This is a genomic window from Pseudomonas sp. PS01300 (assembly GCF_029960155.1).
In the GTDB taxonomy this organism is placed as follows: domain Bacteria; phylum Pseudomonadota; class Gammaproteobacteria; order Pseudomonadales; family Pseudomonadaceae; genus Aquipseudomonas; species Aquipseudomonas palmensis.
On the sequence record NZ_JASCPN010000006.1, the window covers coordinates 26746 to 53699 of the forward strand.

At 63.6% G+C, this 26954-nt stretch carries 32 protein-coding genes and 1 tRNA gene; 20 read left to right on the top strand and 13 right to left on the bottom strand.

Features of this window, described 5'->3' with window-relative positions; genetic code table 11:
• Positions 1-61: 61 nt before the first annotated feature.
• Positions 62-1351, bottom strand: a complete 1290-nt coding sequence (locus tag QMX96_RS05310) for an OprD family porin (protein WP_282361316.1) — start codon at positions 1349-1351, stop codon at positions 62-64.
• A 358-nt stretch (positions 1352-1709) separates the two neighbouring features.
• Here QMX96_RS05310 and QMX96_RS05315 point away from each other — a divergent pair, with 358 nt between their 5' ends.
• The 3 genes from QMX96_RS05315 to QMX96_RS05325 all read left to right on the top strand — a co-directional run bounded on the left by QMX96_RS05315 (position 1710) and on the right by QMX96_RS05325 (position 3162).
• On the top strand, positions 1710-2069 hold the full coding sequence (locus QMX96_RS05315) for a histone-like nucleoid-structuring protein, MvaT/MvaU family (RefSeq protein WP_043861747.1): 360 nt from the start codon (positions 1710-1712) through the stop codon (positions 2067-2069).
• A 219-nt stretch (positions 2070-2288) separates the two neighbouring features.
• Positions 2289-2810 carry a lactoylglutathione lyase gene (gene gloA, locus QMX96_RS05320; protein ID WP_043861746.1) on the top strand — a complete coding sequence of 174 codons (522 nt, stop codon included), beginning with the start codon at positions 2289-2291 and terminating at the stop codon, positions 2808-2810.
• A gap of 103 nt (positions 2811-2913) precedes the next feature.
• A complete protein-coding gene (locus QMX96_RS05325) occupies positions 2914-3162 on the top strand; it encodes a hypothetical protein (protein WP_054914310.1) in 249 nt (82 codons plus the stop codon).
• Positions 3163-3246: 84 nt separating this feature from the next.
• Here the strand turns inward: QMX96_RS05325 and ahpF are convergent, their stop codons facing one another.
• The 7 genes from ahpF to QMX96_RS05360 form a co-directional block, all read right to left on the bottom strand.
• Complete coding sequence (gene ahpF / locus QMX96_RS05330; RefSeq protein WP_078481836.1) at positions 3247-4809, bottom strand: alkyl hydroperoxide reductase subunit F; 1563 nt, start codon at positions 4807-4809, stop codon at positions 3247-3249.
• A 117-nt stretch (positions 4810-4926) separates the two neighbouring features.
• On the bottom strand, positions 4927-5490 hold the full coding sequence (ahpC, locus tag QMX96_RS05335; protein WP_043861743.1) for an alkyl hydroperoxide reductase subunit C: 564 nt from the start codon (positions 5488-5490) through the stop codon (positions 4927-4929).
• Positions 5491-5708: 218 nt separating this feature from the next.
• On the bottom strand, positions 5709-7064 hold the full coding sequence (gene gorA / locus QMX96_RS05340) for a glutathione-disulfide reductase (protein WP_282361317.1): 1356 nt from the start codon (positions 7062-7064) through the stop codon (positions 5709-5711).
• A 98-nt stretch (positions 7065-7162) separates the two neighbouring features.
• Positions 7163-8002, bottom strand: a complete 840-nt coding sequence (galU, locus tag QMX96_RS05345) for a UTP--glucose-1-phosphate uridylyltransferase GalU (RefSeq protein ID WP_043861741.1) — start codon at positions 8000-8002, stop codon at positions 7163-7165.
• Between the two features lie 194 nt (positions 8003-8196).
• Positions 8197-9111, bottom strand: a complete 915-nt coding sequence (locus QMX96_RS05350; RefSeq protein ID WP_282361318.1) for a c-type cytochrome — start codon at positions 9109-9111, stop codon at positions 8197-8199.
• Positions 9108-9758: a c-type cytochrome gene (locus QMX96_RS05355; RefSeq protein ID WP_100632575.1), complete on the bottom strand. Its 651-nt coding sequence runs from the start codon at positions 9756-9758 to the stop codon at positions 9108-9110. The genes QMX96_RS05350 and QMX96_RS05355 overlap by 4 nt, the downstream gene beginning before the upstream one ends.
• Positions 9759-9904: 146 nt before the next feature.
• The gene (locus tag QMX96_RS05360) at positions 9905-10258 is read right to left on the bottom strand and encodes a hypothetical protein (RefSeq protein WP_043861738.1); all 354 of its coding nucleotides are present in this window, start codon (positions 10256-10258) and stop codon (positions 9905-9907) included.
• A 155-nt stretch (positions 10259-10413) separates the two neighbouring features.
• Here QMX96_RS05360 and QMX96_RS05365 point away from each other — a divergent pair, with 155 nt between their 5' ends.
• The 8 genes from QMX96_RS05365 (at position 10414) to csrA (ending at position 16203) form a co-directional block, all read left to right on the top strand.
• Entirely contained in the window at positions 10414-10716 is a 303-nt protein-coding gene (locus QMX96_RS05365; RefSeq protein ID WP_043861737.1) for a DUF1883 domain-containing protein, read from the top strand.
• A gap of 4 nt (positions 10717-10720) precedes the next feature.
• Positions 10721-10891, top strand: a complete 171-nt coding sequence (locus QMX96_RS05370; protein WP_088514404.1) for a hypothetical protein — start codon at positions 10721-10723, stop codon at positions 10889-10891.
• A 26-nt stretch (positions 10892-10917) separates the two neighbouring features.
• Entirely contained in the window at positions 10918-11991 is a 1074-nt protein-coding gene (locus QMX96_RS05375) for a nitronate monooxygenase (RefSeq protein WP_282361319.1), read from the top strand.
• A 78-nt stretch (positions 11992-12069) separates the two neighbouring features.
• Positions 12070-12828 carry a molybdate ABC transporter substrate-binding protein gene (gene modA / locus QMX96_RS05380; protein ID WP_282361320.1) on the top strand — a complete coding sequence of 253 codons (759 nt, stop codon included), beginning with the start codon at positions 12070-12072 and terminating at the stop codon, positions 12826-12828.
• Positions 12828-13508 (top strand): molybdate ABC transporter permease subunit, encoded by a 681-nt coding sequence (modB, locus tag QMX96_RS05385; protein WP_282361321.1) that lies wholly within the window; start codon positions 12828-12830, stop codon positions 13506-13508. Before modA ends, modB begins: the two co-directional genes overlap by 1 nt.
• Before the next feature lie 3 nt (positions 13509-13511).
• Entirely contained in the window at positions 13512-14600 is a 1089-nt protein-coding gene (modC, locus tag QMX96_RS05390) for a molybdenum ABC transporter ATP-binding protein (RefSeq protein ID WP_196932826.1), read from the top strand.
• A gap of 52 nt (positions 14601-14652) precedes the next feature.
• Positions 14653-15669 carry a DNA topoisomerase IB gene (locus tag QMX96_RS05395; RefSeq protein ID WP_274096946.1) on the top strand — a complete coding sequence of 339 codons (1017 nt, stop codon included), beginning with the start codon at positions 14653-14655 and terminating at the stop codon, positions 15667-15669.
• Between the two features lie 336 nt (positions 15670-16005).
• Complete coding sequence (gene csrA, locus QMX96_RS05400) at positions 16006-16203, top strand: carbon storage regulator CsrA (RefSeq protein WP_043861731.1); 198 nt, start codon at positions 16006-16008, stop codon at positions 16201-16203.
• A 48-nt stretch (positions 16204-16251) separates the two neighbouring features.
• Here the strand turns inward: csrA and QMX96_RS05405 are convergent, their stop codons facing one another.
• From QMX96_RS05405 to QMX96_RS05415, 3 genes are read right to left on the bottom strand one after another with little or no spacing between them, the layout of a single operon-like run.
• Positions 16252-16644, bottom strand: coding sequence for a response regulator (locus QMX96_RS05405; RefSeq protein WP_054914301.1), 393 nt, complete (start codon positions 16642-16644; stop codon positions 16252-16254).
• Between the two features lie 19 nt (positions 16645-16663).
• Entirely contained in the window at positions 16664-18109 is a 1446-nt protein-coding gene (locus tag QMX96_RS05410) for an ATPase domain-containing protein (protein WP_043861729.1), read from the bottom strand.
• A 4-nt stretch (positions 18110-18113) separates the two neighbouring features.
• Positions 18114-19277 carry a PAS domain-containing sensor histidine kinase gene (locus tag QMX96_RS05415; RefSeq protein ID WP_043861728.1) on the bottom strand — a complete coding sequence of 388 codons (1164 nt, stop codon included), beginning with the start codon at positions 19275-19277 and terminating at the stop codon, positions 18114-18116.
• A gap of 269 nt (positions 19278-19546) precedes the next feature.
• Here QMX96_RS05415 and QMX96_RS05420 point away from each other — a divergent pair, with 269 nt between their 5' ends.
• From QMX96_RS05420 to QMX96_RS05460, 9 genes are all read left to right on the top strand, one after another.
• Positions 19547-19741 (top strand): hypothetical protein, encoded by a 195-nt coding sequence (locus tag QMX96_RS05420; protein ID WP_210014105.1) that lies wholly within the window; start codon positions 19547-19549, stop codon positions 19739-19741.
• A gap of 14 nt (positions 19742-19755) precedes the next feature.
• Positions 19756-20460, top strand: coding sequence for a YoaK family protein (locus QMX96_RS05425; RefSeq protein ID WP_043861726.1), 705 nt, complete (start codon positions 19756-19758; stop codon positions 20458-20460).
• Positions 20461-20569: 109 nt separating this feature from the next.
• A tRNA-Leu gene (locus QMX96_RS05430) sits at positions 20570-20654 on the top strand.
• A 208-nt stretch (positions 20655-20862) separates the two neighbouring features.
• The gene (locus QMX96_RS05435; RefSeq protein WP_043861725.1) at positions 20863-21285 is read left to right on the top strand and encodes a nuclear transport factor 2 family protein; all 423 of its coding nucleotides are present in this window, start codon (positions 20863-20865) and stop codon (positions 21283-21285) included.
• Positions 21282-22046 carry an SDR family NAD(P)-dependent oxidoreductase gene (locus tag QMX96_RS05440; protein ID WP_043861724.1) on the top strand — a complete coding sequence of 255 codons (765 nt, stop codon included), beginning with the start codon at positions 21282-21284 and terminating at the stop codon, positions 22044-22046. Before QMX96_RS05435 ends, QMX96_RS05440 begins: the two co-directional genes overlap by 4 nt.
• The gene (locus QMX96_RS05445; protein WP_282361322.1) at positions 22043-23290 is read left to right on the top strand and encodes an FAD-dependent oxidoreductase; all 1248 of its coding nucleotides are present in this window, start codon (positions 22043-22045) and stop codon (positions 23288-23290) included. The genes QMX96_RS05440 and QMX96_RS05445 overlap by 4 nt, the downstream gene beginning before the upstream one ends.
• Positions 23287-24102 (top strand): DUF1365 domain-containing protein, encoded by an 816-nt coding sequence (locus tag QMX96_RS05450; RefSeq protein WP_229590219.1) that lies wholly within the window; start codon positions 23287-23289, stop codon positions 24100-24102. The genes QMX96_RS05445 and QMX96_RS05450 overlap by 4 nt, the downstream gene beginning before the upstream one ends.
• Entirely contained in the window at positions 24089-25360 is a 1272-nt protein-coding gene (locus tag QMX96_RS05455; protein ID WP_058540366.1) for a cyclopropane-fatty-acyl-phospholipid synthase family protein, read from the top strand. Before QMX96_RS05450 ends, QMX96_RS05455 begins: the two co-directional genes overlap by 14 nt.
• A gap of 26 nt (positions 25361-25386) precedes the next feature.
• The gene (locus QMX96_RS05460; RefSeq protein ID WP_282361323.1) at positions 25387-25887 is read left to right on the top strand and encodes a DUF2878 domain-containing protein; all 501 of its coding nucleotides are present in this window, start codon (positions 25387-25389) and stop codon (positions 25885-25887) included.
• Here QMX96_RS05460 and QMX96_RS05465 read toward each other — a convergent pair.
• Positions 25856-26380, bottom strand: coding sequence for a DUF3833 domain-containing protein (locus QMX96_RS05465; RefSeq protein WP_043861719.1), 525 nt, complete (start codon positions 26378-26380; stop codon positions 25856-25858). The genes QMX96_RS05460 and QMX96_RS05465 overlap by 32 nt on opposite strands.
• Positions 26377-26910, bottom strand: coding sequence for a chalcone isomerase family protein (locus tag QMX96_RS05470; protein WP_043861718.1), 534 nt, complete (start codon positions 26908-26910; stop codon positions 26377-26379). Before QMX96_RS05470 ends, QMX96_RS05465 begins: the two co-directional genes overlap by 4 nt.
• Positions 26911-26954 lie beyond the last annotated feature (44 nt).

A 26954-nucleotide genomic window follows, 5' to 3' on the forward strand; every position in this document is an offset into this window, starting at 1 on the left:
AGCTCTCCCAGGGGCGCGCGGCCATTGTCGGCCGGCCCGCGCCACTTGGCAAAGCCTGCGCCTACAGTACGGAGAAGTTGTAGCTGACGATCACCCGGGTCTCATCCATGTCGCGGGCGAATTTCTCGTAGTTGCTGCGGTAGGTGGAGTTGCGCAGGCGCACGCTGACGTCCTTGAAGGTGCCGCTCTGCACCTGGTACTTGAGTTCGCTGTCGCGCTCCCATTCCTTGCCCTGTGCCGGGCTGCCCGGCACCTTGACGTGATCGCCGCTGATATAGCGGGTCAGGAAGCTCAGGCCTTCGAGCCCTACAGCCTTGAAGTCGTAGTCGTAGCGCACCTGCCAGGACCGCTCCTGGGCCGCAGCGAAGTCGTTGACCTGGGCGTAGTTGACCAGGTAGGGGTTGCTGCCATCGAGGTACGGCATGGCGTTCTCGCCGTACATGCGCTGCCAGCCGGCGCTGAGCTTGTGCCCGCCCAGGCTGTAGCCAAGCATGGCGCTGAAGGCACGGTGGTCGATGTCGCCGGCACGGGAACGACCGATGTCGTCGCTCTTGATCAGGCGCAGGTCGGCCGAGAGGCGGCCCACGCTCAAGGGCTGGCTGGCCACCAGCCCGAGGAAATGCTGGCGATAGATGTTTTCGAGCTTGGCCACCTGGTACTGCGCGCTCAGGCGCTCGTTGAAGCGGTACTCCAGCCCGGCCGTGTCGAAGTGGTCGGCGCGGGTGTCGCAGGCATAGCGCTTGTTCTTGCAGTGCACGCGGATATCTTGCTGGTCGGTCGAATCGCGGGCGGTGTACTTGTCGAGCCGCGCGGCGCTGAAGGTGAGGTTGTCGACCTCTCTGGACGTCAGCATCGCGCCATGGAACATGGTGGGCAACAGGCGCCCGTCGTTGTACTTGAGCAGCGGCATGTCCGGCAGCATGGCACCGTATTTCAATACGGTCTGCGAGTAACGCACCTTGCCGGCCACACCCAGTTTTGCGTACTGATCGGCCGAATGGCGCGGGTTGTGGCCGCTGGAAGGCAGCAGCCCGCTGTTGCTGTCGGCCGGGCTGGAATCGAGTTTGAAACCCAGCATGCCCAGCGCATCGATACCAAAGCCCACGGTGCCCTGGGTATACCCGGACTGCGCGTTGAGTATGAAGCCCTGCGCCCACTCTTCACGTTTCGACGCGCCCTGGGAGGAGGCGGTGTGACCGTCACGAAAGTCACGATTGAAATACACATTGCGCGCCTCGATGTTGACACTGCTGTCTTGCAGGAAACCACTGGCCTGGGCCGAAACAGTAACGAAGGACAACAACGCGCCGACCACCGGGCGTTGGGCAATGAAGGGAGTTGGGGCACGCATGAAAAGCAGTATCCAGAACGAAGGGCAAGGTATCCATCAGCCCCGACGGGGCTGGGCAAGGGCCGCTGCACACAACTAGGCAGCGACCGCTTATTGTCTCCAAAGCGCTCTGGCACGGGCCATTGGACCATGGTCTAGAACAGATGCCGATGCGGTAATTAATTCTTTAGTGTGGCGAGCACTGTGCAATAAGAAAGTTCCGTAGTGTGTTGTCGTAAAAGTTTGATGTTTATCGCAGGGCGATTGACTACACTCTTTTTACTGTGTTGTTTGTTTTCTACCCGGTGACGCGGCATCAATAGCGGCCTCAAGCGGTTGCGCCGCGCACGGCCTTTACCGACCAACAGGAGAGATGACAGTGTCCAGACTTGCAGAGTTTCGTGCTGCCGAAAAAGCCCTTCAGGAACAGCTTGCTCAACTGGAGGCACTGAAAAAAGACGCCGGCCTCAAACGGGAAATCGAATTCGAGCAGAAACTTGTCAGCCTGATGAAAACCTATGACAAGGGCTTGCGCGACATCATCAATATTCTCGACCCGGCGGCCACTACGCGCCGGCCTGCCAGCGCGCCCAAACAACGCCGTGCGCGCGTGGTGAAAGTCTATGAAAACCCGCATACCGGCGAGCTGATCGAAACCAAGGGCGGCAATCATCACGGCCTCAAGGCATGGAAGCAGGAGTACGGCGCACAGACAGTCGACAGCTGGTTGCGCAAGTGAAACAGTACTTCACACTTTTTTCACATGTACTGGCTCAGGATGAAGACTGCTAAAGGATTAGCGCCCCATACGCCCGCTTCGGCGGGCTTCTAATTCTTGCGCCCCGTCAGGCCTGGCCGACGGGGCGCAAACCGTTTGCGCAATCGCTTCAGTTCCGTATCATTGCTCCCTGACTGTTTTGCTGGCGCGCCAAGCGCCGGCCCTATCTGCGGAGTGCCCATGAGCCTGCAAAACCTCGACACCCTCCCCGGCGTCACCGCGCAACCGGATGCCGCGACCCACAACTTCGTGTTCAACCACACCATGCTGCGGGTCAAGGACGTCGCCAAGTCCCTGGACTTCTACACCCGCGTTCTGGGCTTCAGCCTCGTGGAAAAACGCGACTTCCCGGAAGCCGAATTCAGCCTGTACTTCCTGGCGCTGGTGGACAAGGCGCAGATTCCGGCCGACCCGGCCAAGCGTACCGAGTGGATGAAGTCGATCCCGGGCATCCTCGAACTGACCCACAACCACGGCACCGAAAACGATCCCGCGTTCGCCTACCACAACGGCAACACCGACCCGCGCGGTTTCGGCCATATCTGCATTGCCGTACCGGACATCCGCGCGGCCTGCGAGCGCTTCGAACAGCTGGGCGTGAACTTCCAGAAGCGCCTGAGCGACGGGCGCATGAAGCACCTGGCCTTCATCAAGGACCCGGACGATTACTGGGTAGAGATCATCCAGCCGACCGAGTTCTGACAGCGGCCCCGGGGGCGCGCTCGTCGGCGCGCCGCCCCGGCGCACCTGGCTGTGGTATACCGGAGCTGATACCGGTTGAAGCCACCACAGCGAGGTAGCGCTCATGCACACCCTTGAATGTGTCCACCGCAACTACACGGTCACGGCAAACGTGGTCCCGCATGCCGGCATTCCCCTGCCGTTCGAAGTCGGATGCCGCATCACCTCCCCAGACAAGCACAGCACCCGGCGATTGTGTGCCCACGCGCCGCTGTTTCTGGCCGACCTGGAAAACGCCCAGCGCGCGTCGATTGCACTGGGCAAGTCGCTGGTCGACCAGCAACTGGACAAGGGCCGGTCGCTGTTCGAATAGGCCACGCAAAAGCCCTGACAGGCTGACCTGTCAGGGCTTTTGCGTTGTTGCACCGTCACAGGCCGGCAAGGCCGGCGATGCGCCTCAGGCCGGAGCGCTGGTACGGATCAGGTGGTCGAACGCTGCCAGCGACGCCTTGGCCCCCTCACCCACCGCGATCACGATCTGTTTGTAGGGCACCGTGGTCACGTCACCGGCGGCAAACACGCCCGGCACGCTGGTCTGGCCCCGCGCATCGACAATGATCTCGCCACGGGGCGACAGTTCGAGGGTGCCCTTGAGCCAATCGGTGTTGGGCAGCAGGCCGATCTGGACGAAGATCCCTTCCAGCGCGATGTCATGCTGCACGTCGCTGTTGCGGTCCTTGTAGCGCAGCCCGTTGACCTTCTGGCCGTCGCCCAGCACTTCGGTGGTCAAGGCGCTGGTGATCACGGTCACGTTGGCCAGGCTGTGCAGCTTGCGCTGCAGCACCGCGTCGGCACGCAACTGGCTGTCGAACTCGATCAGCGTGACATGGGCGACGATGCCGGCCAGGTCGATGGCCGCCTCCACACCGGAGTTGCCACCACCGATCACCGCCACACGCTTGCCCTTGAACAGCGGGCCGTCGCAGTGCGGGCAGTAGGCCACGCCACGGCTGCGGTACTCCTTTTCGCCCGGCACGTTCATCTCGCGCCAGCGTGCGCCGGTGGCCAGGATCACGGTCTTGGCCTTGAGCGTGGCACCGTTGGCCATGCGCACCTGGTGCAGCGCGCCGTCCTGGCCCGGCACCAGCGCATCGGCGCGCTGCAGGTTCATGATGTCGACGTCGTACTGCTTGACATGCTCTTCCAGCGCCGTGGCCAGCTTCGGCCCTTCGGTCTCCTGCACGGAGATGAAGTTCTCGATGGCCATGGTGTCCAGCACCTGCCCGCCGAAGCGCTCGGCAGCCACGCCGGTGCGAATGCCTTTGCGGGCCGCGTAGATCGCTGCTGCCGCGCCTGCCGGCCCACCACCGACCACCAGCACGTCGAAGGCGTCCTTGGCGTTGAGTTTCTCGGCCTGGCGCTCGCTGGTGCCGGTGTCGAGCTTGGCGACGATCTCCTCCAGGCCCATGCGGCCCTGGCCGAACACTTCGCCATTGAGGTAGACGCTCGGCACTGCCATCACCTGGCGTGCCTCGACTTCGGCCTGGAACAGCGCGCCGTCGATGGCCACATGGCGCACGCTGGGGTTGAGTACCGCCATCAGGTTCAGCGCCTGCACCACGTCCGGGCAGTTCTGGCACGACAGCGAGAAGTAGGTTTCGAAGTTGAACTCACCCTTGAGCCCGGCGACCTGTTCGATCAGCTCGGCGCTCGCCTTGGAGGGGTGGCCACCGACTTGCAGCAGCGCCAGCACCAGCGAGGTGAATTCGTGGCCCATGGGGATGCCGGCAAAGCGCAGGCTGATATCGCCCCCCGGGCGATTGAGCGAGAACGACGGGCGACGGGCGTCGGCACCGTCCTCGCGCAAGGTAATCAGATCCGACAGGCTGGCGATTTCCCGCAGCAGGTCGTGCATTTCACGGGACTTCGCGCCGTCGTCGAGGGAGGCAACGATCTCGATCGGCTGGGTGACCCGCTCCAGGTAGGCTTTCAACTGAGTTTTAAGCGTGGCGTCCAACATACGGGCGATTCCTTTTCAAACGGTAGAAAAAACAACGCCCGGGCAGAGTCGCCCGGGCGTTTTGCGGGGCGGGACAGACTTCAGGTGCGGTGGCCCGCCCTCGGCTGGTTCACGGCCTTAGATCTTGCCGACCAGGTCCAGCGATGGCGCCAGGGTAGCTTCGCCTTCTTTCCACTTGGCCGGGCAGACTTCGCCTGGGTGGGCAGCGACGTACTGGGCAGCCTTGACCTTGCGCAGCAGCTCGCTGGCATCACGGCCTACACCGCCGTCGTTGAGTTCGACGATCTTGATCTGGCCTTCAGGGTTGATCACGAAGGTACCGCGGTCGGCCAGGCCGGCTTCTTCGATCAGCACGTCGAAGTTGCGCGAGATGACGTGGGTCGGGTCACCGATCAGCGGATACTGGATCTTGCCGATGGTTTCCGAGGTGTCGTGCCAGGCTTTGTGGGTGAAGTGGGTGTCGGTCGACACACCGTAGATTTCCACGCCCAGCTTCTTGAATTCAGCGTAGTTGTCGGCCAGGTCGCCCAGTTCGGTCGGGCAGACGAAGGTGAAGTCGGCCGGGTAGAAGAACACCACGGACCACTTGCCCTTCAGGTCGGCTTCGGAAACAGGAACGAATTCGCCGTTGTGGTAGGCAGTAGCGTTGAACGGTTTGACCTGGCTGTTGATGATAGGCATCGGTGACTCTCCTCAGGGTTGAAAAACTTGATGGGAGAATCCTAACCATTCATCGCCGATAGCGCTCATTGGCAAAGCTGATGCTGGTGATTGGTTTTGGCTATAAAGCTCAGTACAGATAGACGATTTATGTTGATGCGATCGCGGGCCAAGCCCGCTCCCACAAAGACCGTTGCAATCGCTGTGGGAGGGGGCTGGACCCGCGCTGGAAGCACCGCTTAGCGCGTAGGCGTACGCAGGGTCACGAACTCCTCCGCGGCTGTCGGGTGCACACCGATGGTTTCGTCGAACTGCTGCTTGGTCGCCCCGGCCTTGAGCGCGATGCCCAGGCCCTGGATGATCTCGCCGGCATCCGGCCCGACCATGTGACAGCCCAGCACGCGGTCGGTGTCGGCATCGACCACCAGTTTCATCAGGGTCTTCTCCTGCACGTCGGTGAGGGTCAGCTTCATTGGCCGGAAGCGGCTTTCGAAGATCTGCACCTTGTGCCCCGCCTCCAGCGCCTGCTCCTCGGTCAGGCCCACGGTGCCGATCGGCGGCTGACTGAACACCGCCGTCGGGATGTTCCGGTAATCCACCGGGCGATACTGCTCCGGCTTGAACAGGCGCCGCGCCACGGCCATGCCTTCGGCCAGGGCCACCGGAGTGAGCTGCACGCGGCCGATCACATCGCCAATGGCCAGGATCGACGGCTCGTCGGTCTGGTACTGGTCATCGACCTGCACGTAGCCGCGCTTGTCCAGTTGCACTTCGGTGTTCTCAAGCCCCAGGTTGTCGAGCATGGGGCGCCGGCCGGTGGCGTAGAACACGCAGTCGGCAATCAGCTCGCGACCATCCTTGAGGGTCGCCTTGAGGCTGCCATCGGGCTGCTGGTCGATACGCTGGATGTCGCTGTTGAACTGCAGGTCGAGACCGCGTTTTTCCAGCTCTTCCTTCAGGTGCGTGCGCACTGCGCCATCGAAGCCGCGCAGGAACAGGTCGCCCCGGTAGAGCAAGCTGGTCTTGGCGCCCAGCCCCTGGAAGATTCCGGCGAACTCCACCGCGATGTAACCACCCCCCACCACCAGCACACGCTTGGGCAAGGCCTTGAGGTAGAACGCCTCGTTGGAACTGATGGCCAGCTCGCGCCCGGGGATGTCCGGAATCTGTGGCCAGCCGCCGGTGGCGATCAGGATGTTCTTCGCGCTGTAGCGCGTGCCGTCCACCTCGACCTCATGGGGCCCGGTGAGGCGGCCGTGGCCTTCGAGCAGGGTCACGCCACTGTTGACCAGCAGGTTGCGGTAGATGCCGTTGAGCCGCTCGATTTCACGGTTCTTGTTGGCGATCAGCTGTGCCCAGTCGAACTGTGCATCTTCCAGCGACCAGCCGTAGCCTGCCGCCTGCTCGAAGTCATCGGCAAAGTGCGCGCCGTACACCAGCAGTTTTTTCGGCACGCAGCCGACGTTGACACACGTGCCGCCCAGGTAGCGGCTTTCGACCACCGCCACTTTTGCGCCGAAACCGGCAGCAAAACGTGCTGCACGCACACCGCCGGAACCGGCGCCAATCACGAACAGATCAAAATCGTAGGCCATATCAGTCTCCTTGGCAGGCCGCCAGCATACCGCCAGCCAGGCCCATAAACAAAAAAGCCACCCGAAGGTGGCTTTGTGACGCAACCGACCGAGTGAACTCAGTAGGCCTTGCCGGTCTTGTAGAAATTTTCGAAGCAGAAGTTGGTCGCGTCGATGTAACCCTCGGCGCCACCGCAGTCGAAACGCTTGCCCTTGAACTTGTAGGCAATCACGCAGCCGTCCTGGGCCTGCTTCATCAGGGCGTCGGTGATCTGGATTTCACCGCCCTTGCCCGGCTCGGTCTCTTCGATCAGCTTGAAGATGTCCGGGGTCATGATGTAGCGGCCGATGATCGCCAGGTTCGACGGGGCGTCTTCCGGCTTTGGCTTCTCGACCATGTTGCGTACACGGTACAGGTCGTCGCCGATCAGGTCGCCGGCGATCACGCCGTACTTGCTGGTTTCCTGCGGGTCGACTTCCATGATCGCAACGATGGTGCAGCGGTACTGCTTGTACAGCTTGACCATCTGCTTGAGCACGCCGTCACCGTCGAGGTTGACGCACAGGTCGTCGGCCAGCACCACGGCAAACGGCTCGTCACCGATCAGCGGGCGACCGGTCAGGATAGCGTGGCCCAGGCCTTTCATTTCGGTCTGGCGGGTGTAGGAGAACGAGCACTCGTCGAGCAGGCGACGAATACCGACCAGGTACTTTTCCTTGTCGGTGCCCTTGATCTGGTTTTCCAGCTCGTAGCTGATGTCGAAATGGTCTTCCAGAGCGCGCTTGCCGCGGCCGGTGACAATGGAGATTTCGTTCAACCCAGCGTCCAGCGCTTCTTCAACGCCGTACTGGATCAGTGGCTTGTTCACCACTGGCAGCATTTCCTTTGGCATGGCTTTGGTTGCTGGCAGGAAGCGGGTGCCGTAACCGGCTGCCGGGAACAAGCATTTCTTGATCATAAACGTCCTTAACAAGGGCTGTGCAGTACGAAATTCGGCGCAGTCTAATCAGGCGGCGATGCGCTTACAATGCCCCCGTGGCCCGGCCGAATGAATGATAGAGAAAAACTCAGTGTAGATAGTTCCCGCAGGTTGCAAATAATCCGCGTATCCAGGCCCGCAGGCAGGCCTGGATACGCGGATGGGCGAGCGTTCTAGCCGCCTGTGCCCTGCCCGATCAGCACCCCATCGACCTTCTGGCCGTAGAGGTTGACGCCGTCATTGGCGTGGAACTTGAGCCGGGTTTTTTCCACCGAGCCTTCGACCAGGCGCGGGTCCTGAGGGCGCTCATGCGCGTTGATGAAGGCCGCCACGTCCCAGGCCTGCTGGTCGGTCAGCGTGCCTGGCTTGCCCAGCGGCATGTTGTGCTTGATGAACGAGGCCGCCGTGTTGATGCGGTGCATGCCGGCACCCCAGTTGTAGGAGTCCTTGCCCCACAGCGGTGGCATCACATAGTCCTTGGCCACCTTCTGGCCCTGGCCGCTGTCGCCGTGGCAGATGGCGCACTGCTGCTGATACACCTGGGCACCGCGCTTGATGTCATAGCCCTGCGCAGGCTTGTCGACCTCCGGGTAGCCACGCCCCGGTGTCTCGACGCCGATCGGTGCCTTGCTCGCCAGCCAGTAGGCATACACCGACAACGCCGTCATCTCGGGGCTGTCGGCCGCCGGCGGCTTGCCGTTCATGCTGAACTGGAAGCAGCCCAGGATACGCTCGGCAAAGGTGTTGACCTTGTCGTTTTTCTTGCGATAGGCAGGGTACATCGGGTAAGCCCCCCACAGCGGCGCCGAATGCGCCAGCCGCCCCTGATCCAGGTGGCAGTTGCTGCAGTTCAGGCCGTTGCCCACATACTCGGGGGCCAGGCGCTTGGTGTCGACGAACAGCGCATAGCCGTCGCGCACCATCTTGCCGAAGGCGTTGTCGGGCAACTCGCTTTCGGCGGGGGGCTTGAAGCTGGCCGGCGTGCTGGCCGGCGCCACCTTCAGTTGCGACTGGTCTTCCATGGCGATCGGGGCCGCCTGAACGCCGCCCATGAACAGGGTCAGGGTAGTGAGTAGCAAGCGATTCATTGGGCGGCCTCCTGGCTGGCGCGGGTGGCAAAGTATTCAGCCAGCGCCTTGACCTCGGTATCGGTCAGGGCTTTGGCGACACCGACCATCAACTGGTTAGGGTCGTTGCTGCGCCGGCCGTCGCGCCATGCGTCAAGTTGCCCGGCCAGGTAGCTGGCAGGCTGGTGGGCCAATGGCGGAAAGTGCTCGCCTACCCCCACACCACCCGGCCCGTGACATTGCACGCACCCGGGGATGCCTCGGCTCCAGTCGCCGTAAAGCGCCAGCGACTCGACCGGGTCGGTTGCCATCTGCTGGCGACGGGTATCAGGGGTGGGCGGTACCGGCATTGCCGCCAGCGTGGCGCTGATGGCGCTGATCTCGGCGTCGCTCAGGGCCTTGGCCAGCGGCTCCATGATCGGCTGCTTGCGGCTGCCGTCACGAAAGTCCTTGAGCTGTTTGCTCACATAGGCGGCCGGCAGGCCGGCCAGGCGTGGGAAGCCGGCGGCGGCCATGCCCAGGCCATCGGGGCCATGGCAGCTCATGCAGGCCATGGCAGAGGGGTTCTCCCCTCCCTGGGTGAATATCTTCTGGCCATCGGCGGCAGTGGCGGCTTGCATTGAAAGCAACAGCAGGCTGCCTATCAGGATTCGATCCAGTGGGATCATCACGGACTCCATTTTTCTTGTTATAAGCTTAGACTTATAAAATATAAGCCTACCGATACTAGGCCTATCCGGCCAGCGCTACAACGCGGGCAGGCACAGAAAAATGCAGGGACAACCACTGAATCGTTTAAACGCGGCTCACGCCGTCACTTGGAGATGCACACGCTCACAGCCGCTTTGACATCCCCCGGGCGCAGGGGAAAATTGCTCAACCGCTCATGCAACTTGACCGCGCTGCCACTCGAGCGCTCGCTGATCTCCAGCACTGCAGCCGGGGACTTGTCCGAGAGCTTCTGCGGAACCACAACGCGCAGGCCGCTACCCCGCTCCTCGATGGTCAGCGGGCCACGGCTATCAGCCAGTTTTTGCTGAACGCAGGTGGCAAACTCGCGTGGCGACTTGCCCGAGATCACGCTCATGGTCTCGGGGCTCTGTTCGATTTCGGCTACATTGGCACAACCGGTCAGCGCAACTGCCAGCGCTGGTACAACCCATTTCATCGGTACCCCTCCATAAAAAACCGTTGGACCATGGCCAGGCCGATTTGCTCCCTGGATTGGCAGTTTTATCTCTGGCCTTGGCACTCAGCCCCACAGTGTAACCCGACATCGTGCTATCGTTTTGATTTGCCAAAAGATCCCTTGCGGAGAGCGACATGAAATTCGTACACCAGCGCGAGCACCTCAATGAAGACGACATCGTCGTCATCCACTGCTCCCAGCGCTGCAATATCCGCCTGATGAACGATGCCAACTTCCGCAGCTTCAAGAATGGCGGCCGGCATACCTATCACGGCGGCGCCTTCGTCGACTTCCCGGCGAAGATCACCGTGCCCAGCGACGGCTTCTGGAACATCACCATCGACACCGTCGGCCCGCGTGCCCTGTCGGCGGTAAGCAAGCCGACCTTCACCCACACGATCAAGATCATCCGCCGTTCGTCGTCGAAGCTGAGATAACCCCATGAGCGAAAACATCAAGTACGTCATCAAGTACAACCTCGACGGCGAGCGTCGTTTCGACTTCGCCGTGCTCAGCAGCACGGCGCCACAGCAGGTCGAGGAAGCCTTGCGCAAACTGCACGGCGAAGACTTCAGCAAGATCACCGACATCAAGGTAAGCAAGGCGCTGTAACCCACGCCCACACAAGGAGCCCCGCGATGAGCCAATGGCCGGACCCACGTATCCTCGACCTGCTCGGTATCGAGTTGCCCATCATCCAGGCACCGATGGCGGGCGCCACGGGGCCGGCCATGGCCATCGCGGTCAGTAACGCCGGGGGGCTGGGCTCGCTGCCATGCGCGATGCTCACCCCCGAGCAGATACGCCAGGAGATCGCGACCTTCAGCCAGGCCAGTCGCGGCCCGCTCAACCTCAATTTCTTCTGCCATCGGCCACCCGCCACCGATGGCGAACGTGCAATCCGCTGGAAGCAGGCACTCAAGCCGTACTACGAAGAAGTGGGTGCCGACTTCGGCGCCACCACCCCGGTCTCCAATCGCGCGCCCTTCGACGAAGCGGGCTGTGCCTTGGTGGAAGACTGCAAGCCTGCAGTGGTGAGCTTTCACTTCGGCCTGCCTGCGCCCGAGCTGCTGGCGCGGGTCAAGGCCAGCGGGGCCAAGGTACTGTCAAGTGCCACCACGGTCGAGGAAGCACGCTGGCTCGAAGCCCATGGCTGCGACGCGATCATCGCCATGGGCTATGAAGCAGGTGGGCACCGCGGCATGTTCCTGAGCGATGACCTCACCACCCAGATCGGCACCCTGGCGCTGGTGCCCCAGGTGGCCGATGCGGTCAAGGTGCCGGTGATCGCGGCTGGCGGCATCGGCGATGCCCGCGGTGTTGTGGCGGCCTTCGCACTGGGCGCCTCGGCCGTTCAGGTGGGCACCGCCTACCTGTTCTGCCCCGAGGCCAAGGTGTCGGCCGCGCATCGCCAGGCACTGCACAGCGCACAGGCCAGCGATACCGCGCTCACCAACCTGTTTACCGGGCGCCCGGCACGCGGCATCAATACCCGCATCATGCGTGAGTTGGGCCCGATGAGCCCCCTGGCCCCTGCCTTCCCCCTGGCCGGCGGCGCCTTGATGCCCCTTCGCGCCATCAGCGAGCCGCAGGGCAACAGCGATTTCAGCAACCTGTGGGCCGGCCAGGCGCTGCGCCTTGGCCAAGCCCTGCCGGCAGCCGAACTGACGCGCCAACTGGCAGAAAAGGCGCTGGCATTGATGTCACGGTAAAACAGATCTTTCCGTTTGCCGGGCAATCGCTATATATTCCAATGCATAACGATTACCTCATGCACATGGAGCTGTTTGATGAGAATGCGCGCCCCTCGTTTTGCCCTGACCGCCGTATTCGGCATGCTGACCCTCAACAGCGCCTGGGCCGATGAAGTCCAGGTGGCCGTCGCGGCCAACTTCACCGCGCCCATCCAGGCTATTGCCAAGGATTTCGAAAAGGACACCGGCCACAAGCTGGTCACCTCCTTCGGCGCTACCGGGCAGTTCTACGCGCAGATCAAGAATGGCGCGCCCTTCGAGGTGTTCCTGTCGGCCGACGACACCACCCCCGAAAAACTCGAGAACGAAGGCGAAACCGTCAAGGGCTCGCGCTTTACCTACGCCATCGGCACCCTCGCGCTGTGGTCGCCCAAAGCGGGCTATGTGGATGACAAGGGCGAAGTCCTGAAGAAAAACGACTACAAGCACCTGTCCATCGCCAACCCCAAGGCCGCGCCCTACGGCCTGGCCGCCACGCAGGTACTGGCCAAGCTGAACCTGACCGAGGCCACCAAGGGCAAGTTGGTCGAAGGCCAGAACATCACCCAGGCGTTCCAGTTCGTTTCCACCGGCAACGCCGAGCTGGGCTTCGTGGCCCTGTCGCAGATCTACAAGGACGGCAAGGTCAGCAACGGCTCGGCCTGGATCGTGCCAGCCGACCTGCACGACCCGATCAAACAGGACGCTGTGATTCTCAACAAGGGCAAGGACAACGCCGCCGCCAAGGCGCTGGTCGATTACCTCAAGGGCCCCAAGGCCGCTGAAGTGATCAAGTCGTACGGCTACGAACTCTGATGCCACTGGACGCCAGCGACCTGGGCGCCATCTGGCTGACGTTCAAGCTGGCGTCGCTGACTACCCTGATCCTGCTGCTGATCGGCACCCCGATCGCCTGGTGGCTGGCGCGCACGCACTCCTGGCTGCGCGGGCCGATCGGGGCGATCGTGGCCCTGCCCCTGGTGTTGCCGCCCACGGTGATCGGCTTCTATCTGCTGATCGCCCTGGGCCCCCACGGCTGGCTTGGCCAGGCCACCCAGGCGCTGGGCCTGGGCACCGTGGTGTTCAGTTTCACAGGCCTGGTGATCGGGTCGGTGGTGTACTCGATGCCGTTCGTGGTGCAACCGCTGCAAAACGCGTTCAGCGCCATTGGCGAGCGCCCGCTGGAGGTGGCTGCCACCTTGCGCGCCAGCCCGTGGGACTGCTTTTTCAGCGTGGTGCTGCCCCTGGCCCGCCCTGGCTTCATTACCGCGAGCATCCTGGGCTTTGCCCACACCGTCGGCGAGTTCGGCGTGGTGCTGATGATCGGCGGCAATATTCCCGACAAGACCCGCGTGGTTTCCGTGCAGATCTTCGACCATGTCGAGGCCATGGAGTACATGCAGGCCCACTGGCTGGCCGGCGCCATGCTGGTGTTCTCGTTCCTGGTGCTGCTGGCGCTGTACGCCAGCCGCCGCGGCAAGCCGGCCTGGAGCTGACCGATGAGTGCATTGATCCAGGCCCGGTTGCAGGTGGCCTTCGACGATTTCCGGCTGGATGTCGACCTGCAACTGCCCGGGCGCGGTGTCAGCGCCCTGTTCGGCCATTCGGGCTCGGGCAAGACCACCTGCCTGCGCTGCCTGGCAGGCCTGGAGCGGGCCGACCAGGCCTACATCGAGGTCAATGGCGAGGTCTGGCAGGATTCCGCACGCCAGTACTTCATGCCGCCCCACCAGCGCCCCATCGGCTACGTGTTCCAGGAAGCCAGCCTGTTCCCCCACCTGAGCGTGAAGAACAACCTGATCTTCGGCTGGCGACGCATCGCCCAGCACCAGCGCCAGGTCGGCCTGGAGCACGCCTGCGAGCTGCTGGGCATCAGCCACCTGCTCGCGCGCAAGCCGTACACCCTGTCGGGCGGTGAACGACAGCGCGTGGGGATCGCCCGTGCGCTGCTCACCAGCCCCAAGGTGCTGCTGATGGACGAACCCCTGGCAGCCCTGGACGGCCCGCGCAAACGCGAGATCCTGCCGTACCTGGAGCGCCTGCACGACCAGTTGCAGATCCCGCTGATCTACGTCAGCCATGCGCAGGACGAAGTGGCGCGCCTGGCCGATCACCTGGTGCTGCTCGAACAGGGCAAGGTGCAGGCCAGCGGGCCGATCAGCCAGACCCTGGCCCGCCTGGACCTGCCGCTGGCCCTGCAGGAGGACGCCGGGGTGGTCATCGAGGGCGAGGTGGACGCCCACGACGCGGCCTACCAGTTGCTGGACCTGAAACTGCCGGGCAGCGACCTCAGGTTGCGCCTCACCCACGAGGCGCTGGCCCCGGGGGCGCGCCTGCGGGTCAAGGTCCAGGCACGCGACGTGAGCCTGAGCCTGGCCGACGACAGCCGTTCGAGCATTCTCAACCGCCTGCCGGTGCGCGTGTGCGCGTTGCGCGCCGGTGACAACCCGGCGCAGATGCTGGTGAGCCTGGACGCCGATGGCACAGCCCTGCTGGCGCGGGTGACGCGCTACTCGAGCGACCAGTTGGGGCTGCACGAAGGCCAGCAGTTGTGGGCGCAGATAAAATCGGTGGCATTGCTGGGCTAACTTGCGCGAACGGCTGCTGTCCATCGTCAGAGCCCCTACGCGAGCGCCCAGCATGAGTGTCGACCTGCCCCCTTTGCCCAGTGGCCTGCATTACGTGGATGACAGCCGCCCCGGTTTCCATCGGCGCCTGCTGCGCAAGCACTTCGCCTATTTCGACGCCCACGGCCAGCGCATCACCGCACCGGATACCCTGGCCCGCATCAAGGCGCTGGCCATACCGCCGGCCTATACCGATGTATGGATCTGCGCCGACCCGCGCGGCCACCTGCAAGCCACCGGACGCGACGCACGTGGTCGCAAGCAGTACCGCTATCACCCCGACTGGCGCGAACTGCGCGACAGCCACAAGTACGACCGCATGCTGGCCTTCGCCAAACGCCTGCCGAGGCTGCGCAAGCAACTCGACGAACACCTGGCGCGGCCCGGCCTGGACCGCGAAAAGGTCATGGCACTGGTGGTCAGCCTGCTCGACAACACGCTGATCCGCGTGGGCAACCGTCAGTATGCCCGCGACAACCGCTCCTACGGGCTGACCACGCTGCGCACTCGCCATGTGCAGGTCGAAGGCAGCGCGATACGGTTTCGCTTTCGCGGCAAGAGCGGCATCGAGCACCAGGTGACCCTCAAGGACCGTCGCCTGGCACGCATCGTCAAACGCTGCCTGGAATTGCCGGGCCAGGACCTGTTCCAGTGGCAGGACGAGTTGGGGCAATGTCACACCGTCGGTTCGGCAGACGTGAACGCCTACCTGCAGCAATTGACCGGTGCCGACTTCACCGCCAAGGACTATCGCACCTGGGCCGGCAGCGCGCTGGCGCTGGAGTTGCTGCGCGAGCTGCAATGGCAACCGGAAACCGAAGCGCGCCGACAGATCGTGGCCATGCTCAAGCAGGTGGCGTCGCGACTGGGCAATACCCCCGCCGTATGCCGGCGCAGCTATGTGCACCCGGCGCTGCTGGAGCGCTTCGTGCTGGGCGAGCTCCACGCGCTGCCCCGGCCACGGGCGCGCCAGCGCATGGAGCTGGCCGAGGTGGCCCTGGCACGTTTTCTCATGACATTGAATACATGAGATACGAATGAAAATCATTAACTAGCACATTAAATAACCCTACTTTTTAAACGCCGCCGTTCCATAGAAAAAAGACATATCCCCCATCAGGCAGAGAAATTTCCCATATGCGTTGAAGCCCCCTATGCTTGCGTCCATGGGCGATACCGGTTGTGCGTAATTGCCCATCTGCCCAATCGGAACCTGTGACTAAAGACCTCAACAGAATCTTGTGCTCGGGGAATTAATTTCCATCGAATGCGTCTTTAATGAAGGGAAAGACGGCTGTGCCACCGCGCACACCCGGCCTGTGCAGCTACCGCCTGCAAGGCATTCAAAGTTACCAAGGAGAAGTACATGCTGATACTCACCCGCAAAGTTGGCGAAAGCATCGTCATCAATGATGACATCAAGGTCACCATTCTAGGGGTCAAGGGGATGCAAGTGAGGATCGGCATCGATGCACCCAAAGATGTCCAGGTGCACCGTGAAGAGATTTACAAGCGCATTCAAGCCGGCAGCCCGGCGCCGGAGAAGGGGGATGATCACCAGTAACCAGGGCTAATCGAGTCGCACGGATGCGCTTGGTCCCGGCAACACGGTTCACTGAAGCTCTGGCGTATCCCGCCCGGCCTCCGCCACACCGATGAATGCCCTGACCCTGGCCACCATGCTGGCAGTATCGAACGGCTTGTCGAACACTGCAGAAAACAGGTCAGGTATGGCTTTGCCGATACTTGCCTGGGCCCCGCTCATGAGAATGACCGGTAGGTCCGCAAACTGCGCATTGCTGCGAATCGCTTTGGCCAACTCCTCGCCATTCATTATCGGCATCATGTAGTCGGTGATGACCAGGTCGATTCGCACCTTCTCCAGCACGTCCAGGGCCGTCTTGCCATTGGGCGCCTTCTCGACCTTGTAGCCGGCGTCCTCCAGGGCATACCCCAGGATATCGGCGATCACATACTCGTCGTCCACGACCAGAATCGTGCTCATGGCTGCCAGCCCAGGGCTTTCATGCCCCTTGCGCCGATGAAGCGGTGCCCGACATCACCGCGCTCGCCTGAACGAACGCCTTGTCGAGCTCGATGCCTGTCGAACGGATGACCAGCTCCAGCAGGGCCGGATCGTATTCACTGTCGCGCACCTTGAGGATCGACAGCAAGCGTTTGAGCTCGGCGTCCAGCTCGACGAAACGCATCAGGAACAGGTTGTCGACGATCGACGACAGCTCCGACGCGGGTGCGTTGATTTCAGAGCCGAACAGGTCGCGCATCTCCCAGGTCGCCAACACCGTCACATCCTCGGCACGCAGCTCGCCCATCAGCGCACGGAAGAACTCGTTGAGCCGCCCCTGGTTGGTGGCGAGCCGGGCAAACGCGCCCAGGCTGTCGATCAGCACCCGTTTGATGCGGTGCTTGCGTACATGGCTGAGCAAACGGGCGCCCACGCCATCGAGCAACCCTTCGGTAGTGGGCTGCCAGGCCAGGTGCACCGCCCCGCTTTTCTCCAGTGCCGGCAGATCGATACCGATGGCCCTGGCCTTGATACGCAAGCGCTGCGGGGTCTCGTAGAAGCCGAAATGCAGGCCCGGCTCGGCCACTGTGGCACCGGCCAGAAAACTCAGGCCCAGGGAGGTCTTGCCAATACCCGACGGCCCCATCGCCAGTGAGACCGAAGCGCTGGGAAAGCCCCCGCCCAGCAAGCCATCGAGACTGGCCAGGCCCGTGCCGACGCGGGTCAACACCTCGCTGCCCGGGCTGGAGGGGTGGCTGTAGAGTGCTTCAAGGCGCGGATACACTTTCAGCCCCTGCTCGGTGATCTCGCATTCGTGCACCCCGGACAGCGCCCCGCTGCCGCGGGTCTTGCGCAACTGGATGCGTCGCACCGAACGTGCGCCGTACAGGTCCTCGCCCAGCTCGATGACGCCATCGACCATGGTGTGTTCCGGGCTGCCGTCATCCAGGCGCGAACTGGTAAGCAGCAGCAAGGTGCAGCCGGCAAACGCGGCATGGCCTTGCAGCTCTGAAATGAACTTCTTGGTGTCGAGCACGTTTTCGGCGCGTGAACGTGCATTGAGCAGGCCGTCGACAATCAGCAGTGAGGCGCCCTGGCGGCCGATTTCACCGCGCAGCAGCTTGACCACCGCCTCCAGCCCCTCGCTTTCGAGGGTATCGAAGGCACTGACGAACTGCAGCTGGTTGCCCACCAGCGCAGGGTCGAAAAAGCTCAGGGTGGACAGGTACTGGAACAGACGCTCATGGGACTCGCTCAGCAGCGTCGCCACCAGCACCCGCCCGCCCGTGGCCACATGGTTGAACGCCAACTGGTTGGCCAGGATGGTCTTGCCCGAGCCCGGGCGACCCTGGACGATATAGGACGAGCCGGCCACAAGGCCGCCCTTGAGCAGGTCGTCCAGACCTTCGATGCCTGTAGCAAGACGCTTGAGCTGCTCCACGATAGGTTCACTCGCTTTGAAGGTTGTCGGGCTGGGGTGGCTGCCATGCCGGCAGGCACAGGGTCATGCAGGTGCCGCGACCGCTTTCGCTCTCGACCCTGATACAACCGTTGCTCTGCTTGGCAAAACCGTAGGCCTGGCTCAACCCCAGGCCGGTTCCCTTGCCAAAACTCTTGGTGGTGAAAAACGGTTCGAAGATGCGCGGCAACACCGCAGCATCGATACCACGTCCGGGGTCGCGCACGCTGATGAGCACATGATCGCCAACCAGCCCGTCCCACTCCCCCTGCAGCACCTGGTTGCGTGCAACCAGTTCGATGCGCCCCTCGGCATCCATGGCGTCACGGGCGTTGAAGATCAGGTTGAGCAGCACCATCTGCAACTGGCCGCTGTCCACCTCGATATCCGATACCTCGCCCTGGATATCTACCTGCAATTCGATGCCCTTGGGCAGCGCCTGGGACAGCAACGCCTGGCTCGCCCGGACCAACTGCGCCACATCGACCCGGCTTGTGCTCTGCACCTTGCGCCGGGCGAACCCGAGCAACTGCTGGGTCACCTGGCTGCCGCGTTCGCCGGCATCGACGATATGCTGCAACAGGCGCTCGGTACGCTGCGGGTCGCGAGAGGTCATGGCCAGCTTGGCCGAGCCGATGATGATCGTGAGCAGATTGTTGAAATCGTGGGCCATGCCCCCGGTAAGCTGGCCGAGGGCTTCCAGCTTCTGCGACTGGAACAGCTGCGCACGCATGGCGTCCAACTGTAATGCGGCTTCCCGACGATCGGTGATGTCGCGGGTGATTTTCGCCAGCCCGACCACCTCGCCCTGCTCGTCCCGAATCACATCCAGTGCCGCCAGGGCCCAGAACTGCGTGCCGTCCTTGCGCATGCGCCAGCCTTCGTCCTGTGCCCCGCCGGTGCTCAGCGCACGATTGAGCAACCAGCCAGGCCGGCCTTCGGCGCAATCCTGCGGCGTGAAGAACATCGAGAAGTGCCGACCGATGACCTCGTCGGCGTTGTAGCCCTTGATGCGCTGGGCCCCCAGGTTCCACGACACCACATGGCCCTCGAGGTCGAGCATATAGATGGCGTAGTCCGCAACGGTCTGCACCAACTGCTCATAGCGGCTGGCGTGCATGGTTTGAAGGTCAGAGCGCTGGGAAGAATCCATGGCAAACCCGCAGGCACCGCAGTGAGGACAATGAGAAGGTAGACAACCGGGCGCCTCTGCAATTCCGTAATTTCGAAACAGTCGTATCGACCTGCAGGACGTGAACGATAAATCACTGGCGGAACAGTGGCGCAGTGATTGCCCGGTGTCAACGGGTGCTCACCTATCCGGGCAGTGCCCGGGGAAATCGTTCCGGGCCAGGGGGCAACTTGTTATAGTCCACAGGTGCAAGCGCAACCGGGGGAAGGACGTTGACCACAGATGCAAGGATGAAAGGCATTCACGATGACCTGGAGCACACCGCCGCCAATCTGGAGCAGATCGCGCGCGAAATGGCCGGGCATGCGCGCTACCTGCAGCACTCGGCCCACCCGCAGGATGCCTTGGAAGTGCAGCGCAGCATCAATGGGCTGCAGGCATCGATCGACCAGTTGCGCAGCGTGGCCGACCGCATCGAACCCTAGCCCCGGAGACGCCCATGCTGCCAGAGCGCCCACAGGGCCAACGCGGGCCGCTGACTACCCTCGTCTACAAGCGCCGGGGCCGCGTCGGGTTGTTTTTCGTCGCCGCCCTGTCGGTGCTGGCGGGCATGACCGACGCCATCGGCTTTCTCGCCACCGGCGATTTCGTTTCTTTCATGAGCGGCAACACCACGCGCATGGCCGTCGCCCTGGGCGATGCGCACTGGGCACTGGTGGCCCGCCTGGCCCTGCTGATCGGCGCCTTCATTGCCGGCAACGCGCTGGGGGTGATCATCGCCCGCCTGAGCGCCAAGCGTGCATGGCCGCTGCTCGCCCTGTCGGCGGCACTGCTGCTGGGGGCAGGCCTGTGGGGCGCGCAGGCGCAGTTGCCGGCGCTGCTGGGCGCGATCATCGCCATGGGCATGCTCAATGCGGCGGTCGAAGAGGTGAACGGGCTGCCCATCGGGCTGACCTATGTAACCGGCGCCCTGTCGCGCTTTGGCCGCGGCCTGGGCCGCTGGCTGATGGGGGAGCGGCGTCCGGGCTGGCGCGTGCAACTGGTGCCGTGGTCCGGCATGTTCGGCGGCGCAGTGCTGGGCGGGCTGCTGGAGCACCGCTACGGCCTGGCGGCGCTGATGGCCTGCGGTGGCTTCGCCCTGGCGCTGGCCATCGTGTCACTGCTGATTCCCCGTCGCTGGCTGCGGCGTTACATGGCAAAGTAGCGGGTGCGCGAGTTGACTCGAATATAACGATGAGTTATAAAGCCGCCTTGATCCGGAAGGTAAAGTGTCGCACACACCCTGTGCCTGACCTTGCAGCCGGATGATCCGTGCGAGTGTGGTGGAATTGGTATACACAGCAGACTTAAAATCTGCCGGCGTGAGCCTTGCGGGTTCGAGTCCCGCCACTCGCACCATCTTCTGAAAAGCGCCCCTTGGGGCGCTTTTCTGCTTTCTGCGTCCTGCGTTCTCCCTCGCCTTGCCCCTGCCCCTGCGTCCATCTCCCTGCAGCAAAATCTGCAGGGATGAATTGACTTGTACAAATTTCCCTCTAACCTGCAAATATCTTGTACAAATAACAATACGTGTACAACTAAATGACCACAATGGTCATGGGTGCAGGCAATGTCCGAGTATCTCAAACGCTTTGCAGAGCGATTCTGCGCGATCGACGCGCACAACCTGGGTGTGCTGCGCGAGTTGTACAGCGACGATGTCCAGTTCCGTGACCCGCTGCATCAGATCCACGGCATGGCCGCGCTGCAGGATTATTTCGCTCAGCTGTACGCCAACGTCGATCAGGTGCGCTTCGAGTTCCACGGTTATGACCAGGTCGACGACGGGAAGGGCTACCTGCGCTGGACCCTGCACTACCGGCATGCGCGCCTGAACGGTGGGCGCCCGGTTCAGGTACAGGGTTGCTCGCACCTGATGTGGCGCGACAAGGTCTACCTGCACCATGACTACTTCGACGCCGGGGCGCTGCTGTACGAGCACCTGCCGGTGATGGGCAGCGTGATCGGCTGGCTCAAGCGGAGGCTGGCATGAGACGCATCTGGCTGACCGGCGCCAGCAGCGGCATTGGTGCGGCACTGGCCCCCCTGCTGCTGGCCCAGGGGCATCGCCTGGCGGTCAGCGCGCGCAATGTCCAGCCCTTGCAGGCATTGGCGCAGCGCTACCCCGACCAGGTACTGGTGGTACCGGGCGACCTTCGCGAAGGTGACCAGGTGCGCGCGATAGCCCAGCAGATCGCCCAGGCCTGGGGTGGCCTGGACCAGGTGATACTCAACGCCGGCACCTGCGAGTACCTGGACAGCGAAGCCTTCGAAGCCGCCATGGTCGAGCGCGTGGTGGCTTCCAACCTGTTCAGTGCCAGCCACTGCGTGGAGGCTGCCCTGCCCCTGCTGCGCCAGGGCCGACAGCCGCACCTGGTGGCCGTGGCCAGCGCCGTGACCTTTCTGGCGCTGCCACGCGCCGGGGCCTATGGCGCCTCCAAGGCCGCGGTGCGCTACCTGTTCGAATCGCTGCGCATCGACCTGGCCCGCGAAGGCATTGCCGTGACGCTGGTCAGCCCGGGCTTCGTCGACACCCCGCTGACCCGGCGCAACGACTTCCCCATGCCGCTGTGCTGGCCCGCCGAAAAGGCCGCACGCCATATTGCCCGGCGCCTGCACAAGCGCCCGTACACCATTGCCTTTCCACTCCTGTTCATCGCCGGCCTGCGCCTGGTCGCGCTGCTGCCGGTGAGCCTGCAACTGGCACTGGGCAAGCACCTGTCACGGCCACTGCGCCAGGAACCCCACCCATGAAGATAGCCATCATCGGCAGCGGTATCGCCGGGCTTACCTGCGCCCACCTGCTGCAGCGCCAGCACGCCATCACGCTGTACGAATCCAGTGACCGGATTGGCGGGCACACCCATACCGTCGACGTGCAGCTTGGCGAGCGACACTACGCGGTGGATACCGGGTTCATCGTATTCAACGACTGGACCTACCCCAACTTCATCCGCCTGCTCGATCAGCTGGGCATCGCCTCGCGCCCTACCGAAATGAGCTTTTCGGTCCACGACCCGCAGACCGCCCACGAGTACAACGGCAACACCCTCAACAGCCTCTTCGCGCAGCGCCGCAACCTGTTGTCGCCGCCCTTCTGGGGCATGCTCTACGACATCCTGCGCTTCAATCGCCAGGCCCTGAACGACCTGGAGCAGCAGCGAGTCAACGACACCCTTTCGCTGGGCGACTACCTGTACATGAACGGCTACGGCGAGCGCTTCATCGACCACTACATCGTGCCGATGGGGGCCGCCATCTGGTCGATGCCGCTGGCGCAGATGCTGGGCTTCCCGCTGCAGTTTTTCGTGCGCTTCTTCAAGCACCACGGGCTGCTGTCGGTCAACGACCGCCCGCGATGGCGGGTAGTGGAAGGTGGCTCGCGCAGTTACCTGGCCCCGCTGTGCGCACCGTTTGCCGAACGCATTCGCCTCAACTGCCCTGTACTGGGCGTGACCCGCGATGCCGACGGTGTCAACCTGTTCAGCCGAGCAGGCATGGAGCGTTACGACAAGGTGGTGTTCGCCTGCCACAGCGACCAGGCGCTGCTGATGCTGCATGATCCCAGCCAGGCCGAGCGCGAGATTCTTGGCGCGCTGCGCTATGCCGACAACGACGTGGTCCTGCACACCGACACCCGCCTGCTGCCGCGTCGCCCCCTGGCCTGGGCCAGCTGGAACTACCGCCTCGGCGGCTCGCAGTCCCAGCCGGCCGCCGTCACCTACAACATGAACATTCTGCAGGGCATCGATGCCCCGCAGACCTTCTGCGTGAGCCTCAACCAGACCGGCGCCATCGACCCCGGCAAGGTCCTTGGCCGCTACACCTATGCCCACCCGCAGTTCAGCCTGGCCGGGGTACGGGCCCAGGCGCGTCACGCCGAACTGTGCGGTGCCCGACACAGCTACTACTGCGGCGCGTACTGGGGCAACGGCTTTCATGAAGACGGCGTGGTCAGCGCGCTGCGCGTGGCCGCCCAATTTGGTGAGCAGTTGTGAACAGCGCTCTCTACCAGGGCTGGGTCAGCCACCGCCGCCCCGCCAGGGGGGATTTCGGCTTTGCCTACCGCATCGGCCTGCTGTACCTGGACCTGGACGAGCAGGCGCAGCTGCCAGCGCTGTCGAGGCTGGCCGGCAGGGGCCGGTGGAGCGCCTTTGCCTTCGACGAGCGGGACTATCTGCCAGCCGCCACTCACCAGGGCACGCCCCTCAAGAGCGCCGTGCTGGACCTGCTCGAACAGGTGCTGCACCACCGCCCCCAAGGGCCGGTGTGCGTACTGACCCAACCCCGCAGCTGGGGCCTGGCCTTCAACCCGGTGAGCTTTTTCTACTGTTTTGAAGGTGACGGGCGTCTGGCTGCGATTCTCTGCGAGGTCACCAACACGCCCTGGCGCGAACGCTTTCACTACGTGTTGCCCGCCGACGGCCCGGGGCCGTGGAACTTCAGCGTGGCCAAGGCGTTTCATGTGTCGCCGTTCCTGCCCGCCGACCTGGAATACCGCATGCACTTCTGCACACCTGCAGCACGTATCCGTGTGCGCATGGAGGACTGGCAGGCACACACCCGGGTGTTCAGCGCCGTGCTGAACCTGGCGCGCATCGACCTGGACCGACGCAGCCTGCACCGGCACCTGCTGAGCTTCCCGTGGATGACCGCCAAGACCCTGCTGGCCATCCATTGGCAGGCGTTGCGCCTGCTGCTCAAGCGTCATCGCCTGTTCGACCACTTCGCCGCCCGGGGCACCTGGCGGCGAGCCAAACCGATCAATGCACCCGACAGCGCAAAGGACACCCCCCATGAAGAGCCCTGAGGCAATCCCGGCAAAACGCTTCGCGTCCGCCGGCAACGGCATCGGCGTGATGCTGCTGCGGCGCGCTGTGCTGCGCCAGCTCGAACGCCTGCGCCACGGCGCACTGGTGGTCATCGAAGCCAATGTGGTGCACCACTTCGGCAACGCCGGCGCGAGCCTGCAAGGGCATGTCCAGGTAGTGGACGACGCACTATGGGGCCTGGTGGCCAGCAACGGCTCGATTGGCGCAGGCGAAGCCTACGTCCACGGCTACTGGACCAGCCCGGACCTCACCGCCGTGGTCCGCGTGCTGGTGGCGAACCTGGAGGTACTCGACGGCCTGGAAGGCGGGCTGGCACGCCTGGGGCGCCCGCTGCTGCATGGCCTGCACTGGCTCAACCGCAATACCCGGCGCGGCGCCAGACGCAACATCGCCGCCCATTACGACCTGGGCAACGAACTGTTCGAGCGCCTGCTGGACCCGAGCATGATGTACTCGGCGGCCATGTTTCAGGGGGCCGACGATACCCTGGAACAGGCCCAGCACTACAAGTTGCAGCGCATCTGCCAGAAGCTCGCCCTCACCCGCGACGATCACCTGCTGGAGATCGGCACCGGCTGGGGCGGCCTGGCCATTTACGCGGCACGCCACCACGGCTGCCGGGTAACCACCACCACGGTGTCGGCCGAACAGTTCGCCTATGCCCGTCGGCGCATCGACGAAGCCGGCCTGCAGGACCGCATCACCCTGCTGCTGGAGGATTACCGCGACCTGCAGGGCCAGTACGACAAGCTGGTATCCATCGAGATGATCGAAGCTGTCGGCCATCGCTACCTCAGCAGCTACTTCAGGCAATGCGCGCGGCTGCTCAAGCCCGATGGCCTGATGCTGCTGCAGAGCATCACCATCCGCGAACAGCGCTACGCACAGGCGTGCCGCTCGGTCGACTTCATCCAGCGCTACATCTTTCCGGGCGGCGCCCTGCCTTCGGTAGGGGTGATGCTGCAGGTGATGGGCCGCGACACCGATCTGAACCTGCACCACATGGAAGAATTCGGCCTGCACTATGCGCGCACCCTGCGCTGCTGGCACCAGAACCTGCAGCAGGCGCGCCAGCCGTTGCAGGCGTTGGGTTATGACGACACGTTCTACCGCTTGTGGGAGTTCTACCTGTGCTACTGCGAGGGGGGCTTTCTGGAGCGTGCCATCGGCACCGCCCAGCTGTTGCTGGCCAAGGCCGGCGCACGGCCCGCACCGCTGCTGGGGCAACCAGGCTGAACCGGCGGACAGCGCATTGGGCACCGGTGCTGGGCAATGCGCTGCTGTTTCAGCTTGGCTGGTTCGCCTGCGTGCTGGGTGCTCGCCACCCCGCCTTGCTGGCAGTGGCAGTGGCCTGCCTGGTGACGCACCTGAGCTGCCTGGCCAGGCCCGGCGAGGTACGCCTGATCGTCGCCGTCAGCCTGTGCGGCTGGCTGACCGACAGCCTGCTGCTGGCGCTCGGGGTGTTCGAGTTTGGCGGTCATCGCTGGCTGCCGCCGTTCTGGCTGCTGTTGCTGTGGCCGGTGTTCGCCTGCACCTTGCGCCACAGCCTGCACTGGACCGCCAACCCCTGGTGGCGGGCCAGCCTGCTGGGCGCGGTGGGCGGCCCGTTGTCCTACTGGGGCGGTGTGCAGCTTGCCGGTGCCGGGCTGCCATTGGGCACCTGGCCGAGCCTGCTGGTGCTTGCCGCCGTGTGGGCCTTGCTGCTGCCGGTACTGCACCGTCTCGGCCGGACTATTGCACCTGCTTGCGAAAGAACAAGGTGACCTGCCCGACTTCGATGCCGAACTTGGTCATGTAGGAGCGGTTGGCCAGGGTGTTATCGTCCAGCAGGTACATCCAGTCGTCGAAGCGGATGGCCCAGGTCTTGCCGTCCACCGGTACGTCGAGCACGTACTGCCAGCGCAAGGCGAAACCGGCGTTCTGCCCGCGCGCCTCTTCCACCACATCCCCGGCCGTGCCGCGCCAACGTCCCGGGCCGTCCGGGCGAATGGTCCAGGTGCGTTGCTGCCGGGTGCCGTCGCTGTAGGTGAAGTGCTCGTTCAGCACCACGTTATCGCCTTCGCTGCGCCCTTCGATCAGCACGTGAAAACGCTTGATGACCTCGCCGGAACGCTTCTGCACGATGCCCCAGCCGTCGACGCGGCCGTTGAAGTACTGACGCAGGTCGAACGCCGGTGACTGGTTGCGGTAAGCCTCGACATCGACATTGCCGCAGCCGGCCAACAGCAGGAACACCAACAGGTACCAGGCTTTCATGGGGAGGCTCCAAGGAGTTGCCGACGCAAGTCGGGGTAGCGGCTGCGAGGGTCCAGCCAGATGGCGAAGAACGCACGGGCGAATGCCTGGTCACGCACTTCGTGCTGCAGGCGCTCCCCCACATAGAAGCGACAGCCAAGCCCGGGAACGTACACGCCCGTGATGCGCATACCCGCCTCGACATCCACGAACGCCTGCTGCATCTGCGCCTGCCACTGGTCCCGTTGCGCTGCCGTCAGCGGGGTGGCAGACAGACGCTGGATCTCCTCGAGGCTGACCTCGACCAACCGCTCGCGACTGACCGCGCGCCGGTAGGTGATCTCGAGGGCGAAGCCATCGCCCTCGTTCAAGCGTGCACCGGGAGCCCACAATCGCGCCGTATAGATATCCAGGCCCCAGGTCCTGAATTCAGCACTGCCTACCAGACGCGCATCCGGCAGGTCGGCCCGCCACCCCGCCTGGGCGTAACCGCAGGCCAGCACACCGATCAGCAACAGCAGCCTGCACAGCGCGATGGGTGGCGGTCGCATGCGGTACTCCCTGGCAGCCCCTTGGGCGGGGGGTTGCGGCGATA